Source organism: Vibrio mangrovi (assembly GCF_024346955.1).
GTDB classification, from domain to species: Bacteria; Pseudomonadota; Gammaproteobacteria; order Enterobacterales; family Vibrionaceae; genus Vibrio; species Vibrio mangrovi.
The window spans coordinates 267,979-284,774 of sequence record NZ_AP024883.1 but is presented as its reverse complement, the minus strand read 5'-3'; the positions used below and the strand labels follow the sequence as shown (position 1 = coordinate 284,774).

The following is a 16,796-nucleotide window of genomic DNA, read 5'->3' as shown; positions in this document are numbered from 1 at the left end:
TTCATCCAACATCCGATCAATTAATAATGAATCAGTTAGAAACGAAAATCCCAGGTAGCCCAGTAGTTCCATTTATCTGTTTGACTGCTTGTTGTATCAGGTGTGTAATCAGAGCCAAAAGTCAGACGGCTATTTGCCAACGGCAAACGCACATAGGTAGTAAATTTTTCTTGTGTTTTTTGATAAGCATAGTGATAGCTTTGCCCCTGTAATGTCAGTTCCCAGCTATTCGGCGTTATCCAAAGTAACTTCAGTGATTTTGCTTCCCCGATATCAGTACCATTTATCGGCTGGTAATAGTGCAATCCTGCCATTTGAGTCCGGTCAGACAGCATATTTCGCCACTGCTGTTTTGCTTCATTAGTCAGTTGCTTCACTTCAGCAACCCAGCGCAAAGATTGCTCTCCCAGATCAAACTGGCTCTGCCACCCCAGCACTAAGGAACCGAGTGAGTGCTCATTGACTAAACTGGTCCCCTGGACATAAATACTTTGAGTCAAGTCTGTTCCAACATTGAGTACAGGTAAACTCAACCGGATATCAGTACTATATTGTTCCTGTTCACCATCTTGGGGTTGTATTGAACCAGTCAGATATCCATCCCAGTCATGTTTCTCAAACCATTTCTGATGAACGAAACCTATATTCAGCCGGCTTACCGGACTAAACTCAAATCGATTGGCCCACTGTTTATGATTACTGTTTTGAGTTTCATTGAATCCCCAGAAAGTTTCAGCATGCCAGCTCCCCAAGATGGGCCACTCATAAGCGTCGTATGCTAAATTAAAGCCGGGAACTGTTCTGCGAGTATGCCCCCAGACCGAATTGTAAATCCAGGTCGGCCCCCACCAATGTTGCAGACTCCCCAGAGTCGCACTTAAATTTCCCCAACTAGCAGCCAGATAACTGCTATCCAGCCCATAATCAGAGTCTTCCTTGCCTGATTCATCGGGAGAACGCTGATAGTTTGCAGCAACACGCAGAGCGTACTCTCTCCCAACAAATTCATAACTCGACTTTATTTGCCAATGTGTTGTCGCCGGAGCCGCAAAACTTTCATCATTTCGGTAATGGTCTGCGTAAGACAGGTGGACATGTCTCCTCCCATGCCCAGTCATGGCTCGTTCCAAAGCATAACTGAGATGTTCATATGCCTGATTTAGTGATGGAGGTAATTGGATCATTCTCATCAGTTGTAAATCAGCCTCAATACGAGACCAGCGCATCGGATAAGAATGAATAGGAACAGAAATAAGACCGGCATCAGCCAACATCTGTAAGTCCGCTCTCAGATAAGGATCATCCATTGAAATCCATGGTGCTGCCTCATTTTCAGGAGAAAAAAGCAGAGGCAAAAGTGCTATACAGAATGAATAAAATCGCAGAATCATGTCCCTGACAGTAATGAAATCCAACGCCAAACCGATAGTGGCATTCGTCTTATGAAGTGAAGAGGATTAGGATAAGCACGCTACCGCCCTTGGGTCGGCTTCCCAGAAAGCATTATTAAAAGCTCATCCTTGAGTACGACACAAATACCTAATCATAGAGAGAATAAACGCTCATCGGTATCAGTCCGCAAAGGTGTTTAAAAATCTTAAAAATAATGCTTATGATTAATCAGCCTGGACAATCATCAGTAGTCAAAAATAGATGTCGAAAAAGTCTACTCTGACATGTAGATACATCAGAATTATTCTGTTTACTGTATTCATGAGAAAAACTTATTGCGACATGTGTATACCGTAACTGGCGGCTCACAATTAACTACTAATAACGACTAACCATACTGAACCATCTGACATTTAAACTTTTTTACCTTTGTTTCATTGTTTTAGTAGAGAAAATTAAATTTAGCAAATTTTATGATTAAAATTATTTCGTTACATGACAATGATAAAAACTACTGTGCCATATGAGCATTCTCATGCTAATAGAACTATAGCTTCGCTATCAAATCATTAAAATCACAACCTCATCAGAAATAACTTAATATAGGTCCAACAACACAAGGTAACACTAAGAAATATAAAATAATTTATTAATAACAAAATACTCAACGCATTCTAAAATCATCCGCTTTGTTTACATAATCTTCAAAAGTGTATTATGTTTAATAAGCTCTTGTATTTTTTGTGAGCAGCATCGATGTTAACGTTATTTCCTAGGAGATAAAGTATGAAGAAAACCGCAATTACTTTGTTAGCAATGTTTGCTTTCAGTGGTATTGCTTCTGCCGCTCCAGCAGCTGGCGTAGTTTCTGGAGGCGGTACAAGTGGTGCAGGTGGTGCCGGCGCTGCTGGTGCTGGTGCCGGAGCAGGTGCTGGCGGAGTAACCGCAGGTAGTGTTACTGCAGCAACCGGAGCTGCCGTAGGTGGCGTTACAGCAACCGTCGCAGCAGCAACAGCAGCTATTGTAGCAGCAACAGCTATCGCCGTGAGTGCTTCAAACAACACCTCAACGACAGTGAGTTCATCTCAATAAGAGCTGTCATTTACTGTTATTTTAATAAAAACAACAGCCGTTTTCAGCGGTTGTTGTTTATTTTAACAATTATACCTATATGACAAATTTCCCTCGTATTTCTCATTATTACTACTTGTTGATTATTAATTTGCTTTTACTTGCAGGGTGCTCTCAAAGTACACAAGATCTATCAGATACGATTCAGTCAGCATTCTTAGGACCAGATGATAACCTTATTTCTCCGAGAGAAGTTGATAAACTCCCGTATGCAAGTTTATATGTAAAAATGGGAGACAACCCACAAGCTTTGATGATTCTCACATGGGCAGAACCAACACAATCACCAAATGAATCTGTTGCTTTAAAATGGTTATCAGCTAATCATGAAGTGTTGGTAACATTGTCAGGTAGAATTGTTAAAACAGTCAATCTCAGAGATGGAAATATAATCCAACTTGAGTCAAAAAATATGGATCCACTCAAGTTAGGATTGCAAAAAAATTCGACGCCACATATTTGGGAATATAAAATAAGCTGGCTGCCTGGATATCATTCCAATTATCAGGCTGTATCTACATTTACGATAGGGAATATAGAAAGTAAAGACTTACCAAATGGGAAAAAATCACTATTACATATTACTGAAGAGGTAAAGATTCCCCAATTAAAACAACAATATAAAAACGACTACTGGATTAACCCTCACACCGGAGCTGTCATAGCAAGTGAGCAGCATATTTTTCCAGGTTCAGAAAAAATAATGCTATCCGTTGGTAAACCTTATGCCGGAGAAAATAACGAATGACTTTATGGAAAATCATTTCTTATTTTATAACAATTGTCAGCATAACATTTACTCCTGCTTCATATGCATCATCTCCAGTGGATGTAGAAATTCACTTCGCATCATCTTCCCAAATACATATAGAATTTGACTATCTTCCTCGTCTTGATGAAGCTGTTTTACAAGGACTGGATAAGACAGGAACCGACTGGAAAACGACCGACTGGATGATGTCAGGGTTATACGATATAAATGTACCTTATAGTTTAAAGCAGCAAGTCTTATCTTTCGTCACAAAACAGCAGGATATTGCCAGCCAGCGATATCATGATTCCTGGTATTACTGGTCCCAGCTCAACGATTCTCTGAACGCTTTACATTATGCAAAAAGGATCTTTCAAACGATCGATCCGGATGCAACTCGTTTAAGTCATCGGCTCAATCCTCAACTTTCAGGACACTGGCTTATTTCTCTGAAAAAAAGTCCAAAAGATGTTCTGGTTTTAGGTGGGGTTACAACACCAGGAAAACGACCATGGCGCTCTCGTCTTGATGCAAGAAGTTATGCTCAGGCAGCTGGGTTAGTTGATATCACTATCCCTGAAATTTTTGTAATCCAGCCTGATGGAAAAGTAGAAAAACATCGTGTCGGATATTGGAACCAGACATTTTCAGAAATTGCTCCGGGAGCTATCATTTATGTCCCTCTTCCCGTAGAAGAATTGCCCGTTATTTATCCAGATGATCACCTTCAGAATCCTAACGACCTTGTTGTCGAGCTACTAAGAAACAGATTGCCATGATCAAAAAAATATCCGGTTATTTGAATCGCTCTACATATACATCCATGACGATTGCCTCAGTTATTTTTGGCCTGGCATCAATGACATCCTACGCTGATGAGTTCAGCACTCCGTCACTGACTCACTCCCAATCTGACTTTGGAGGCGTGGGACTGATGCAAATGCCTAGCGGACGTATGATGCCAGATGGGGCACTTGCATTTAACATCACAAATAATGATGACTATATTAATTATTCAATCTCCCTACAACTATTCCCTTGGCTGGAGACCACCGTTCGTTATACCCAAATTCATGACTTACTCTACAGTAACGATGCAAGTTTTAGTGGCGACACAAAATATACTGACAAATCAGTTGATGCAAAACTTGGGCTGATTGAAGAAAATTTCTGGCTTCCGCAGATTTCAGTCGGATTCCGGGATATTGGCGGCACCGGGCTATTTGATGGCGAATTTGTCGCAGCCAATAAACAATTTGGCCCACTCGACTTTACCCTGGGAGTCGGCTGGGGATATCTCGGCAACAGAGGCAACCTGTCAGGCAATCATCATACGTCTTCAGACTGTGGCAGAAGCACAGGCTACAGTACTTCTGCAGGGAGCATTTCTCTTGGCAGTATGTTTACTGGATGTTCTTCAGTATATGGCGGAATAGAATACCAGACCCCATTCGAGCCGCTCATTTTAAAACTCGAATATGATGGCAATGACTATCAAAGCGATTTCCCTGTGACTCAGGGGAAAAAAGACATGAGCGTATCCACGCCATGGAATGTTGGTTTGGTTTATTCGTTAGCAGACTGGGCCCGTTTAAGGCTAAGCTATGAACGGGGGAATATTCTGACAGCAGGCATTTCGTTAAACACTAATCTAGCAAAACTGGAACCCGTCTGGATTGATGAACCCCGGCCAGACTACCAACCACACCCCAGGAAAAGCACACTTTCAGATGATGAATGGCAGCAACTCGTTAACGATGTACAGAAAATCGCTGGTTATCAACAGGTTTCGGTTCGGCAAGATCAAGATGACCGAACGTTGACTCTGGAAGGAACACAGCAAAAGTATCGTAACAGAAAAGAAGCGGAAGAACGGGCAGCACTGATCATTGCCAATAGTGGATTAGATGTTGATACCTATAAGATCATTGAAACACAAAACGGTCAGCCGCTCACTGAAACACAGGTTAATGCTTATGCTTTTCAACGTGTTGCTGAAAATAATTATCCGGAGGCCGATTTTGATGATGCCAGAACAACCGAAGATCCATCTTCCACATCAGGAGAACTTAAAGCTCGTGATAATACAAACTGGCAGTTTGGCCTGACACCATCTTTGCAACAGTCTTTCGGCGGCTCCGAGAATTTTTATCTCTATGCCATCGGAGTGAAAGCCACCAGCAGTTATCGTCTGGGGCAACACTTCCAGCTATCCGGTGGTCTATATGGTAATCTTATTGATAACTATGATAAGTATAAATATACCGTTCCTCCCGACGGTACATATCTAAAAAGAGTGAGAACCCTGACACGCCAGTACTATGATCACGCGTTCCGTGTGGACAACCTCCAACTGACATACTTTGACCATTACGGCCATAGTTTCTATGGTCAAACTTATGGTGGTTATCTGGAATCCATGTTTGCCGGCGTCGGCGGGGAGATCCTCTACCGGCCTCTGAATAAGAACTGGGCTTTTGGTATTGATGGCAACTACGTGAAACAACGAGATCCGGATACGATGATGAGTCTATATAAGGAGGAACGTCATTTTGACCCCCAGACTGCCCGCTATTACCGGGTCCAGACAGGTGCATTCACTGGTCACGCAACACTCTACTGGCAACCACAGTTCTGGTCACTCTTCGATAATACGCTAATAAAGATTAGTGCCGGACAATATCTCACCGAAGATAAAGGCGTGACGGTTGATTTTTCTAAACAGTTTGAAAGTGGCGTCATTGCCGGAGTATTTGCAGCCAAAACAAATCTGTCAGCGTCAGAATATGGAGAGGGAAGCTTTACCAAAGGGTTTTACATTTCGATTCCTTTGGATCTTATGACGGTCAAGCCAAGTGTTCAGCGGGCTAATATTTCCTGGCTACCGTTGATGAGAGACGGAGGGCAAAAACTAAACCGCCAGTACGAACTTTACAATATGACGGATGCCCGTTCGCCCTGGTTTACAAAAGCAACGGCGCAATAACAGCCAACAATTTTAATCTTGCATCCGGATAAGTTCAATAAACCGAGTCCGGCAAACAAAATACTGAGAGCAACTAACAAGAGCGGATGAAAATTCAGAAATGATGTTACTAAATGGTTCAACAGTGATATTGATAGCATTTATTCTGACCATTCTGGGTTTAATCCGCTACCAGTCATATCCTGAACGTGTTTTTGGAGCATTACTTCTGTTCCTCTATATAAGTAATCAGGTTTCCAGTGAACAGGTGATCGCCAGCTTTGCTAATCCAGGTCTATTAACGCTGATACTCCTGATGGTATGTTCCCTTGCTTTGGAAAAAACCAAACTACTCAGAATCATCACAAACTATGTCATTAAACCCGGATATTATGCCACATGGATCAGGTTGTACCTTGTTACAACTATCGCTTCAGCCTTCCTCAATAACACAGCTGTAGTTTCAACAATGCTATCTCCAATTCGTAATAACCCTCACCACACAGCAAGCAAGTTATTAATTCCATTATCATACTCAGCAATTTTAGGTGGAACGTTAACTCTGATAGGAACGTCGACCAACTTAATTGTAAATAGTATGGTTATCGATCAGGGACTTTCTGAACTGACATTCTTTGATTTTACGCTGATCGGTAGTGTAATCGTTCTATCCTGCGGTCTGATACTGCTGTTATGTTCTCACTGGCTCCCCGATCAAGTGACTTACCATACTGTTGCTTCTGATTATTTCATCGATGTCTCAGTTCACCCTCAATCCAGCCTTATCGGAAAATCTATTGAAAAAAATGGATTACGCAATTTGGAGTCCTTATTTTTAGTAGAAATATTACGGGGAAAACGATTAATTTCTCCTGTCACACCATACGATATCATTGAACCCGAAGACCGATTGATTTTCAGTGGCGATATTAAGAAAGTCACTCTGTTGACACAGTTTGACGGACTTAACTCTTATGCAGATAGAAATGGTTTACCACTGAACAACTTAACCGAAGTTATTATCCGTCCGGATAGTATACTGGTCGGGCAGAATCTGAAAGAAGTCGGATTTAGAGCCTTATTCGATGCCGCAGTCGTTGGCATTCGCAGAGATGGTGAAAAAATTTCAGGGAAATTAGGTGATGCTACTCTTTTTGCAGGAGATTATCTGATTCTGGCAATCGGTGACGATTTTAAATCGCGCCGGAACATAAATAAGAATTTCTATCAGGTGAGTGGTGTAACTACAGAGCAATATTTACATGGCATCCGGGAAAAATTGACGGTTATCGGATTTATTACAGCGATCGCACTTGCAGCATTAGGAATCGCATCGTTATTCAAAAGTCTGCTCATATTTCTTGGCTTGTTACTGCTATGTGGATGTCTGAATCCAAATGAAATCATACAGCGATTCCCCAGAAATATCTGGCTGATTATAGCTACGGCAATTCTCCTCTCTCAGACAGTCAGCCAATCCGATGGCTTTCATGAATTGGGAGGATGGATTCAAAGGCATCATACCGTTTTTACTCCTTTCATCGGTTTACTGCTAATTTACGGCATCACCTGGCTTTTAACAGAGTTGATCACGAATAATGCAGCCGCAGCCCTGAGTTTTCCAATCGCATATGGTCTTGCAACCAACATGGGAGTGGATCCTAAAACGTATATTCTGGCAATTGCATTTGGTGCAAGCGCAAGCTTCATAAGCCCTTACAGCTATCAAACCAACCTCATGGTCTATAGCGCCGGACAATACCGACTCGCTGATTTTGTCCGCATGGGCTTACCAGTCAGCCTCATGTATAGTGCTGTTGTTATTGGATGTATTACAATTTTTTACCTGTAGTTACTCATTCATTTTATCAAGGGAAACAGACATGATACTTTCTCCTGAACGTATGACCCACCTGAAACAGCTAGAAGCCGAATCCATACATATCATACGGGAAGTCGCAGCTGAATTTGATAACCCGGTCATGCTGTATTCTGTCGGTAAAGATTCTTCGGTCATGCTACATCTGGCCCAGAAGGCTTTCGCTCCGGGCGTTCCACCCTTTCCTCTGATGCATGTAGATACTACATGGAAGTTTAAGGAAATGATCCAGTTCAGGGACTATATGGCAAAGAAACTTGGCATGACACTGATCGTTCATCAGAACCCTGAAGGGTTAGCGATGAATATCAATCCTTTTATCCACGGTAGCTCGAAGCATACTGACATCATGAAAACACAGGGATTAAAGCAGGCGCTCGATAAATACCACTTTGATGCAGCGTTTGGAGGAGCCAGACGTGACGAAGAGAAATCCCGGGCTAAAGAGCGTGTCTATTCATTCAGAGACAAACACCATCACTGGGATCCAAAAAACCAGCGTCCGGAATTATGGAACATCTATAATGGGCGGGTAAACAAAGGCGAAAGTATTCGGGTATTCCCGTTATCAAACTGGACTGAACTGGATATCTGGCAATATATCTATCTGGAACATATCGAAATTCCCAGTCTTTATCTCGCCCAAAAACGTCCGGTTGTCGAACGGGATGGCATGTTAATTATGGTTGACGATGATCGAATGAAACTGGAAGAAGGCGAAATGGTTGAAGAAAGAATGGTTCGTTTCAGAACATTAGGCTGTTACCCACTGACAGGTGCGATCGAGTCCAAAGCAACGACTCTTCCGGAAATCATCCAGGAGATGCTCTTAACAACCACCTCTGAAAGACAGGGACGAGCGATCGATCACGACAGTTCAGGTTCAATGGAAAAGAAAAAGCGTGAGGGATATTTCTGATGAGTACTTCTGATGAATATAAAGACCATGATACAAGTCGTAATATTGTATGGCATCACTCATCAGTAACACATCAGGAGCGTATTAGACAAAAAGGTCAAAAACCAGTGGTTTTATGGTTTACAGGGTTAAGTGGTTCAGGAAAATCAACAATTGCGAATGCAGTAGAAGTTCGTTTACTCAATTTGGGAAAGCATAGTTATCTGCTTGATGGCGATAATATACGCCATGGACTGAACAAAGATTTAAGTTTCAGTGATACAGACCGGATTGAAAATATCCGCCGTATCGGTGAGGTGGCAAAATTATTTGCCGATTCAGGATTGATTGTACTGACTGCTTTTATTTCTCCGTTTGTTACAGATCGCCAACAAATCAGAGAGTTACTGCCAGAAACACAATTTCTGGAAGTTTATATTGATACTCCACTGGCTATCTGTGAAATCAGAGATCCGAAAGGCCTGTATAAGAAAGCCCGGGCTGGTGCCATCAAAAATTTCACGGGTATCGATTCTGAATATCAGCCACCACTTCATCCAGAAATACATATAAAAACAGAAGAAAATTCAATTGAAGCATGTGCTGAAGAAATCATAGAAAAACTTCGCCAGCTCGGTTATCTCGAAGGAGAGAAGTAATGCATTATGACGTATTTAACGGAGATGCCGACGGTATTATTGCCCTGTTGCAGCTACGCCTTGCCGATCCAAAACAAAGCCAGTTAATTACTGGTGTGAAAAGAGACATCAAGCTACTCAATCATGTTATGACTGCTGGAGATGCAACATCGGTAACAGTACTGGACATCTCCATGGAGAAAAATACTGCACCCTTACAGCAGTTACTGGATCAAGAAGTCAGTGTATTTTATTGTGATCATCACCGGACTGGAGACATTCCTCTGTCGCCACACCTCGAAACACTGATCAACCTTGATTCTGAAATATGTACCGGTCTGCTGATTAATCAAAAGTTAAAAGGAAAATTTGTAGCCTGGGCTATTGCTGCTGCTTTTGGAGATAACCTCCACCAGCGAGCACAATCTATGGCAAAGAATGAAGGTTTAAGTCAGGAAGATACCGACTTTCTCTGCGAGCTGGGAACACTCATCAACTACAATGGTTATGGTGCAACCCTTGATGATTTGCATATTCCCCCGGGCACACTGTTCCAACAATTACTCAATTATCCGACCCCGTTTATGCTTCGGGAAGATCCAGAGTCTCCCTATTACCGGCTAAGAAAAGGATATGCACACGACCATTCATGTATCACTGCCATAGAACCTCTGACAGCAAATACTGCCTGCCGGGTATTTGAACTGCCATGTGAAGCCTGGGCCCGCCGTATCAGTGGGGTCTTCAGTAACGAGCTGGCTAATCAATCTCCAGAGCTTGCCCATGCCGTACTTACGCTCAATGAGAATCAGCGGGATTATACCGTCAGTGTTCGTGCACCACTAAATAATCGTACTGGGGCTGATGAAATCTGCTGTCAGTTTGTCACAGGAGGAGGACGAAAGGCGGCGGCTGGTATCAATGCTCTCCCCCTTGATGAGAAAGCTCGTTTTATCGATGTACTTACCCGGTACTACCAACAGAATTAAATCAAACTTCTCAAGCATGGTTTGATAAAGAGGAAAAGACGATGTCGCATTCATCAGACTTGATTGAAAAAGATATTGAAGCTTATCTTAAAGTTCATGAAAACAAAGACATGCTGCGTTTTTTAACCTGTGGCAATGTTGATGATGGTAAATCAACCCTGATTGGAAGATTACTGTACGATAGCAAGCTCATCTACGAAGATCAGATGGCTGCCATTGAAAAAGACTCACAGAAATTTAATACCACGGATCAGGCATTTGACTTAGCACTTCTGGTTGATGGTCTTCAGTCAGAGAGAGAGCAAGGGATTACTATCGATGTTGCTTATCGTTATTTTTCAACAGATAAACGCAAGTTTATTATCGCAGATACTCCCGGACACGAACAGTACACTCGTAATATGGTCACTGGTGCATCAACCTGTGCTCTTGCCATCGTGATAGTAGATGCACGCCATGGCATCCAGACACAAACTCGGCGTCATAGCTATATATGCAGTTTATTAGGAATAAAACATGTCATCGTTGCCATTAATAAAATGGACTTAATGAACTATAGCCAAGAGGTCTATAAAAAAATTAAAGCCGATTATCGGGACATGGCTAAACACCTCAATATTGACGATATCCGCTTTGTACCAATTTCAGCATTACTCGGTGATAATGTCGTAACTCCCAGCCACCATATGGACTGGTATCCCGGGGCAACATTAATGAAGCTGCTTGAAACCGTGAAAATCGATCAGGATAAAGATTTGGAACATATGCGCTTCCCGGTACAATATGTAAATCGCCCTAATCTCAACTTTCGGGGATTCTGTGGCACACTTGCCTCAGGGCTATTACAAGTCGGCGATGAAATCACCGTACTCCCATCAGGCAAAACATCTCGTCTTCAGTCAATTTACACATATGACGGAGAACTGGAATCAGCACGGCCAGGGCAAGCATTGACGCTAACACTTGAAGATGAAATTGATATTTCCCGAGGTGATATGCTGGTTCATACCGGCCATGAACCGACAGTAACAAAGCAGCTCAATGCATATATTGTGTGGATGAGTGAAACTCCCATGAGAACTCATAAAGAATATATATTCAAATTTGCTACTAAGTCCTGCACGGGAAAAGTTTCTGCGGTTCCGCATAAAATTGATGTGAATACACTGGAGCAACATGCAGAAGACAGTGAATCATTGGATCTCAATGAAATAGCACTCGCAACTGTAGCTCTGACCGATAATGTCGCTATCGATCAATATCAACATCTCCCTCAAACCGGCTCATTTATTGTTATCGATCGCTACAATAATGCCACCGTCGGAGCTGGTATGGTCGAAAACGCATCGACACAATCCACAGAAGAACATCGGCTTTATACTCAGGCGGATAAAGATCTTAATGCTTATATTCGCAAACACTACCCCGAGTGGGGCTGTATAGAAATTTAAGAGTATTTCGGGTTAAATGATTATTTAACCCGGTCTCCCGAACCTTTTCCGCCAACAGTCTGTAGGATGTAAGAAAAATAATTCCGAATATTCATGGTTTCGATCATTCTCTGATCCCACTCAGCAAGTAATTCCGGAGTAGACATATCAATCTCGTTAACCTGAGCTAAACCAGTGATACCAGGGAGAACATCAAATACACCACGTTTTCCCCTCGCTTCAATCAATTGCTCCTGATTAAACAGGCAAGGTCTTGGGCCAACCAGACTCATTTCCCCTTTAAGGACATTGATTAACTGAGGTAACTCATCAATTTTGGTTTTGCGCAAAAATGCCCCCAGTTTTGTTACAGAAGTAGCACCAACCAAGTGAGTTGCCACAGACTGAGTACTCGGAGGCATGGTTCTGAACTTAATCAGAGTAAACGGCTTCTGATACCGCCCGACCCGGGTCTGAGTAAAAATCGGGCTCTTTGTATCAAAATATCCTAAAACACAAACACACAACATTACGGGCCACAACACAACAAGTCCCAGTAATGCGAAAACAAAATCCAGTATTCTAATCATTATCTATCTTTCTGCTGTTGATATGCCCGGACCGTTTTCCCGAGTCCATCTTCAAAAGATACGGGCGGAATCCAATTCAATATCTTTTTTGTTTCACCAATGTCAAGCTGCAAAGGATAACATACCCTTTGGGCAATCGTTCGTTTACCTAATAATGTTAGCCCCCATAATAGAAATCGGGGAGAAACCGGAATCAGACGGGATGGGACATTCATGATCTCCGCCAGAAAACGTAAGAGCTGAGAAACGGATATGTCATGATCATCTGAAACAAGAAAAGTATGTCCGGCTGCAGCCGGATGAGTACAACAAGTCAGAATCAGGTCGACCAGATTATCTAAATAAACCAGACTCCGTTTTGCAGCAATTGCTCCCAGTGGTAATGGAATTCTTCGGCTTACCCAGTTCATCATCGATAAAAAATTTGCTTTGACTCCCGGTCCATAAACCAATGGAGGACGAACGATAACAACTTCAATCCCAGTATCTCTGGCCAACTGCCATAATCCGACTTCAGCCTGGTATTTACTCATTCCGTAAGGATCTTCAGGAGGAGAATCTAATGTAGGTAAAAAAGGTTGGCCTTGGGTTGTCCATTCACCATTCACCTTCACTGAGCTTACAAAAACAAACCTTTTAACTCCGTCCTCCGCAGCCTGACGGGCCAGATTTAATGTACCAAGCACATTAGAGTCATAATAAGCATGCTGAGCCTCTTCTGGGGATTCGTTCATCTGATGGACTCTGGCAGCACAGTGGATTATACAATCAACACCATGAAGAACAGGGCGCCAATCAGTACTCGGCTCTAATGAACAAACAATAGATGGCTGCACAGAGTTATCTGTATTTCTCTTTCTGACATGAGTCAATACTTCCCATCCCTGAGACTGACTCATTTCTGTCACTCGATGACCAACAAACCCAGAACTACCAGTAACTAAAACCTTCAATATATTTCTCGCTACTCTAATATGCTCAAAAAAGACCCAATAAAGCCGATTACATTCAATTATCTCAAGTTTACAATTGATCTGGATGAAGTGTAAGACTTAAACTTAGCGTCGGCATTAAAGTACAAGAATAAATAGCCGATAAGATGGAAACTTCCACAATGTTGTGGAATAAATAGGCATAAGCAATGTTTACTCCAATTCAGATACTTCTCCGGACCAAACGCCGAAATAAACGCCTCATCAGTGTTTCTTATGATGTTATTGCTGTACTTGTATCGTTATTATTCGCCATGGTTCTTCGCCTTGATGGTTTCCAGTTCGACCTCGGCTACAGAGAAGGACTGTGTGTCTTAGCTACACTCGTTGTGACATTAATGACCTTTATCCGATTTGGTATGTATCGGGCCGTACTACGCTACATGATGCTCCCGGCTATCGGACATATATTTCTGGCAGTGTTTTTGTCTTCTCTCACACTGGCACTCAGCGGTTTTTTCTTTCAGGCATTTATCCCCAGAAGTGTTCCGTTCATCTATGCAGGTTTGGCTATTCTCACACTGGGAGGACCGAGAATACTGATCCGCACAATCTATTATCACTACTACAAGCGCCATAAACCAAATGTATTCATTTACGGTGCTGGTGCAACCGGAAGAGATCTGGCTTACGCTCTCATTCAAGGGGATGAGTACCATCCTGTCGTGCTTTTAGATGATGATTCAACAAAAGCAGGGCAAATTATGTTTGGTATCCGGGTCCATCATAGTAATGATTTCGAGCAATTGAAATCACTGTACCAACCCGTAAAACTACTCCTAGCTATTAATAATATCAGCAAAGGAAAGCGTCTTCGATTACTTGAGAAACTTTCTCACTGGCCAATAGAAGTTCAGTCAGTACCAAGCGTAGAAGATATTGCAACAGGAAAAGCACGGGCAACCGATGTCAGAGATCTTGATCTCTTTGATCTACTAGGTCGAGCAGCAGTAGATCCTGATCCAAATTTGTTATCAAAAAATATCACTGGCAAGAGCGTAATGGTTACTGGGGCAGGAGGTTCAATAGGCTCAGAACTCTGCCGCCAGATATTAGCTCAAAATCCAACAACATTAGTGTTGTTCGAACTCAACGAATACAACCTCTACCAGATTGATCAAGAACTCCAATCAATCAAAACAAGAAAGAACTTACAAACGACTATAGTTGCAGCTCTTGGTTCCGTACAGAGAGAAAATCGAGTTTTAAAGCTAATACAATCACATCATGTAGAAACTGTCTACCATGCTGCAGCCTATAAGCACGTTCCTATAGTGGAAGACAATATTGTCGAAGGGATCCGAAACAATGTTTTTGGAACATTATCCTGCGCAAATGCCGCTATTAGTGCTGGGGTAAAAAACTTCACACTCATTTCTACAGATAAAGCGGTTCGCCCGACAAATATTATGGGGGCAAGTAAACGAATGGCAGAGCTTGTCCTTCAGGCTCTCGCAGGGAAAGATACAGGAACAACATTCACTATGGTGCGCTTTGGAAATGTATTGGGTTCTTCTGGTTCAGTTGTCCCGCTTTTTAAGAAACAAATCCGTCAAGGCGGCCCTGTAACGGTTACACATCCTGATATTATTCGTTATTTCATGTTGATTCCTGAAGCGGCACAGCTTGTCATTCAAGCGGGAGCTATGGGTCATAATGGTCAGGTTTTTGTACTAGACATGGGGGATCCAGTAAAAATATTAGATCTAGCAAAACGAATGATACATCTGATGGGGATGAAAGAGTATTTTGATGGGCAGAGTGATGAAGGGGATATTGAAATAAAATTTACAGGCTTGAGACCAGGAGAAAAGCTTTATGAAGAATTACTTATAGGGGATAACGTAGAAGGAACAAGTCATAAGAAAATCATGACAGCAAACGAGATATGCCTGAATTGGGAGGAAACAAGCAAGATTCTAAAAGAATTAGATATTGCGTGCCATGATTTCGATTTAGTAGGGCTGAAAAGGATTTTATTACAAGCTCCCCTTTCCTATAAAAACACTAATGAATGTAATAGAGCTCATGGAATTTCTGTTTAACTTTAGACATATCAAACTTTTCTAATGCAATTGTTCTACTTCTTTCTCCCATATCCTTGGCTATAGATTGATTATGGTACAAGAATTCAATAGCATCAGCTAATGCAATTTCATTTTGAGCTGGAACTAAAATACCATTAGATCCATACTCATCTGTATGAATAATTTGTCGGCAGCCAGGCACATCCGTTGTGATAATTGCTAACCCACATGAAGTCGCTTCTATTAAAGATTTAGGCAACCCTTCCCGATAAGAAGGAAGACATCCGACATGGGCTTGCTTGTAAATGTTGTATATATCATTTCTATGTCCTAAGTATTGAATATAACCATGAGAATCAGCTTCTATTATTTGTCCTCTGGACATTGAAGATATATTGTGTTCATCAATATCACCTACAAGTTGTAAGATGACATCAATTTCTCTCTCTTTTAATAGCCGTCCTGCTTCTATATATTCAGAAATACCTTTATCTTTCAACAACCGAGCAACAAGTACTACAGTAAATTTATCATTTTTCACTTGGCTAGGAATAAAAAGACTAGTATCAACACCGGCCCCATTAATTAAGTTAGATTGTTTTTTATTTACAATATGTTCATTTGTAAACAAATCCAAATCATTTTCATTTTCAAAAACAACTTTAACATCTGGATTATTAAAAGAAAATTTGTATATTATTTTCACTAAAAACCAAGCGAATTTTTCAAAAAATGAATTTGATAAGTATAACGATCCTAATCCTGTCACTGATGCAATAATGATCCTTGGAGAATAGGTAGAGTATAAAAGCCTACATGATAAACATCCATAAAGAACAGGCTTTATTGTGAAAAAATGAATTATTTGAGGTTGCAGTGATAATATAATCTTTCTTATACTGAGAATACTAATGAACTCATATATGATTTTACGACTTTTCCTATCAAGTTTTAATAAATGAAATTTCATCCCTGCTTTTTCAATATCTTCTGCTCTTACACTGTCCCCACACGCAATATGAACCTCATGCCCCTTTTCTAAAATTGAATTCGCTACATGGAAAAAATGAGAACAAAAAAATTCTGAAGAATTTATTACATATAGATATTTCAA

At 41.4% G+C, this 16,796-nt stretch carries 14 protein-coding genes; 10 read left to right on the top strand and 4 right to left on the bottom strand.

The features are described from left to right. Positions 1 to 35: 35 nt before the first annotated feature. A complete protein-coding gene (locus OCU74_RS01275; protein ID WP_159457434.1) occupies positions 36 to 1,307 on the bottom strand; it encodes a capsule assembly Wzi family protein in 1,272 nt (423 codons plus the stop codon). An 871-nt stretch (positions 1,308 to 2,178) separates the two neighbouring features. Between OCU74_RS01275 and OCU74_RS01270 the strand changes: the two genes are divergently transcribed. The 9 genes from OCU74_RS01270 to cysN all read left to right on the top strand — a co-directional run bounded on the left by OCU74_RS01270 (position 2,179) and on the right by cysN (position 12,094). After that, the gene (locus tag OCU74_RS01270) at positions 2,179 to 2,484 is read left to right on the top strand and encodes a hypothetical protein (protein ID WP_159457435.1); all 306 of its coding nucleotides are present in this window, start codon (positions 2,179 to 2,181) and stop codon (positions 2,482 to 2,484) included. Between the two features lie 79 nt (positions 2,485 to 2,563). Beyond that, entirely contained in the window at positions 2,564 to 3,271 is a 708-nt protein-coding gene (locus tag OCU74_RS01265; RefSeq protein ID WP_087481556.1) for a YjbF family lipoprotein, read from the top strand. Continuing rightward, on the top strand, positions 3,268 to 4,053 hold the full coding sequence (locus OCU74_RS01260) for a capsule biosynthesis GfcC family protein (RefSeq protein WP_087481557.1): 786 nt from the start codon (positions 3,268 to 3,270) through the stop codon (positions 4,051 to 4,053). Before OCU74_RS01265 ends, OCU74_RS01260 begins: the two co-directional genes overlap by 4 nt. A gap of 44 nt (positions 4,054 to 4,097) precedes the next feature. Continuing rightward, complete coding sequence (locus OCU74_RS01255; RefSeq protein WP_234993602.1) at positions 4,098 to 6,260, top strand: YjbH domain-containing protein; 2,163 nt, start codon at positions 4,098 to 4,100, stop codon at positions 6,258 to 6,260. 100 nt (positions 6,261 to 6,360) lie between these two features. Further along, the gene (locus OCU74_RS01250) at positions 6,361 to 8,091 is read left to right on the top strand and encodes an SLC13 family permease (protein WP_390623636.1); all 1,731 of its coding nucleotides are present in this window, start codon (positions 6,361 to 6,363) and stop codon (positions 8,089 to 8,091) included. A gap of 31 nt (positions 8,092 to 8,122) precedes the next feature. Then, complete coding sequence (gene cysD, locus OCU74_RS01245; protein WP_087481559.1) at positions 8,123 to 9,037, top strand: sulfate adenylyltransferase subunit CysD; 915 nt, start codon at positions 8,123 to 8,125, stop codon at positions 9,035 to 9,037. Then, a complete protein-coding gene (gene cysC / locus OCU74_RS01240) occupies positions 9,037 to 9,675 on the top strand; it encodes an adenylyl-sulfate kinase (RefSeq protein ID WP_087481560.1) in 639 nt (212 codons plus the stop codon). Before cysD ends, cysC begins: the two co-directional genes overlap by 1 nt. After that, positions 9,675 to 10,643, top strand: coding sequence for an acetyltransferase (locus OCU74_RS01235; RefSeq protein WP_087481561.1), 969 nt, complete (start codon positions 9,675 to 9,677; stop codon positions 10,641 to 10,643). Before cysC ends, OCU74_RS01235 begins: the two co-directional genes overlap by 1 nt. A gap of 41 nt (positions 10,644 to 10,684) precedes the next feature. Further along, complete coding sequence (gene cysN, locus OCU74_RS01230) at positions 10,685 to 12,094, top strand: sulfate adenylyltransferase subunit CysN (RefSeq protein WP_087481562.1); 1,410 nt, start codon at positions 10,685 to 10,687, stop codon at positions 12,092 to 12,094. A 20-nt stretch (positions 12,095 to 12,114) separates the two neighbouring features. On the opposite strand, the gene OCU74_RS01225 is transcribed toward cysN, so the two are convergent. Next, positions 12,115 to 12,666: a sugar transferase gene (locus OCU74_RS01225; RefSeq protein WP_087481563.1), complete on the bottom strand. Its 552-nt coding sequence runs from the start codon at positions 12,664 to 12,666 to the stop codon at positions 12,115 to 12,117. Continuing rightward, complete coding sequence (locus OCU74_RS01220; RefSeq protein ID WP_087481564.1) at positions 12,663 to 13,616, bottom strand: UDP-glucose 4-epimerase family protein; 954 nt, start codon at positions 13,614 to 13,616, stop codon at positions 12,663 to 12,665. The genes OCU74_RS01225 and OCU74_RS01220 overlap by 4 nt, the downstream gene beginning before the upstream one ends. Positions 13,617 to 13,804: 188 nt before the next feature. Between OCU74_RS01220 and OCU74_RS01215 the strand changes: the two genes are divergently transcribed. Beyond that, a complete protein-coding gene (locus OCU74_RS01215; protein ID WP_087481565.1) occupies positions 13,805 to 15,700 on the top strand; it encodes a polysaccharide biosynthesis protein in 1,896 nt (631 codons plus the stop codon). Here OCU74_RS01215 and OCU74_RS01210 read toward each other — a convergent pair. Further along, on the bottom strand, positions 15,663 to 16,796 hold the full coding sequence (locus OCU74_RS01210; RefSeq protein ID WP_087481566.1) for a glycosyltransferase family 4 protein: 1,134 nt from the start codon (positions 16,794 to 16,796) through the stop codon (positions 15,663 to 15,665). The two genes, OCU74_RS01215 and OCU74_RS01210, sit on opposite strands and share 38 nt — an antisense overlap.

Coding starts and splice junctions, on each gene's coding strand:
- OCU74_RS01275 (WP_159457434.1), bottom strand. CDS start 1,307: ATGGATGATCCTTATCTGAGAGCGGACTTACAGATGTTGGCTGATGCC.
- OCU74_RS01270 (WP_159457435.1), top strand. CDS start 2,179: ATGAAGAAAACCGCAATTACTTTGTTAGCAATGTTTGCTTTCAGTGGT.
- OCU74_RS01265 (WP_087481556.1), top strand. CDS start 2,564: ATGACAAATTTCCCTCGTATTTCTCATTATTACTACTTGTTGATTATT.
- OCU74_RS01260 (WP_087481557.1), top strand. CDS start 3,268: ATGACTTTATGGAAAATCATTTCTTATTTTATAACAATTGTCAGCATA.
- OCU74_RS01255 (WP_234993602.1), top strand. CDS start 4,098: ATGACGATTGCCTCAGTTATTTTTGGCCTGGCATCAATGACATCCTAC.
- OCU74_RS01250 (WP_390623636.1), top strand. CDS start 6,361: ATGATGTTACTAAATGGTTCAACAGTGATATTGATAGCATTTATTCTG.
- cysD (WP_087481559.1), top strand. CDS start 8,123: ATGATACTTTCTCCTGAACGTATGACCCACCTGAAACAGCTAGAAGCC.
- cysC (WP_087481560.1), top strand. CDS start 9,037: ATGAGTACTTCTGATGAATATAAAGACCATGATACAAGTCGTAATATT.
- OCU74_RS01235 (WP_087481561.1), top strand. CDS start 9,675: ATGCATTATGACGTATTTAACGGAGATGCCGACGGTATTATTGCCCTG.
- cysN (WP_087481562.1), top strand. CDS start 10,685: ATGTCGCATTCATCAGACTTGATTGAAAAAGATATTGAAGCTTATCTT.
- OCU74_RS01215 (WP_087481565.1), top strand. CDS start 13,805: ATGTTTACTCCAATTCAGATACTTCTCCGGACCAAACGCCGAAATAAA.